The organism is Sphingomonas sp. BAUL-RG-20F-R05-02 (genome assembly GCF_022662305.1).
In the GTDB taxonomy this organism is placed as follows: Bacteria; Pseudomonadota; Alphaproteobacteria; order Sphingomonadales; family Sphingomonadaceae; genus Sphingomonas.
This window is the reverse complement of the sequence record NZ_JAKNQH010000066.1, coordinates 1-772: the sequence shown is the minus strand read 5'-3', so window position 1 is coordinate 772 and position 772 is coordinate 1. Positions and strand designations below refer to the sequence as shown.

Below are 772 nucleotides of genomic sequence, written 5' to 3'. Positions count from 1 at the left end.
CCGAAAGCATTTCTTGCCAATCTCAAGATGCTCGCCAAGACCACCGACACGGGCGAGGGGCTGAAGAAGGGCCTGTCCGCCGTGCTGCAGACCGTCGACGCAGCGCTCGAAACGGTCGGCATCCAGAGCCCGACGATCCAGACGCTGGGTGGCGCGCCCAACACTCACCCCCTTGGCGAGACGTACTACACCCAGGTGCCGCTACGGCATGGTAGCTATATCGCAAAGATCTCAGTCGCGCCGGTGTCGCCCAACCTTACCGAACTCACTGGTATTAAGGTCGATACGTCCGGCCGCCCGGACGCGTTGCGCGAGGACATGGGTCGAGAGCTGATCGAGCAGGACAGCGTTTGGGAGCTGCGCGTGCAGCTTTGCACCGACCTCGACAAGATGCCGGTGGAAGACTCCTCTGTGGTCTGGGACGAGGAAGCTAGCCCGTACGTGGCTGTCGCTCGCCTCACCGTGCCCGCGCAGCTCGGCTGGCAGCACGGTCTCAGCGAGCAGCAGGAGAAGGCGGTGGCGTTTAGCCCATGGCACGGGCTCGCTGCCCATCAGCCGATTGGCGGGGTCAACCGTGCGCGCAAGCCCACCTACGAGATGTCGACGCAGTTCCGCGGTCAGCACAACGGTTGCCCCGTCCACGAGCTTCGTTCTCTTGCAGAACTACCGACGCAGGGCATGACGATCGATTGAGTTGGCAATCGCCTGATACGGCCACGCTTTGATGACACGATTTCGCCCAATGCCGCTTCGTCAGGAATGCCGGCCTCCA

1 pseudogene is annotated in these 772 nt (G+C 63.0%); it reads left to right on the top strand.

The annotated features are described in order from the left end of the window. Positions 1 to 693 (top strand): annotated as a pseudogene (locus tag L8F97_RS22445) (catalase); the annotation flags it as partial. Positions 694 to 772 lie beyond the last annotated feature (79 nt).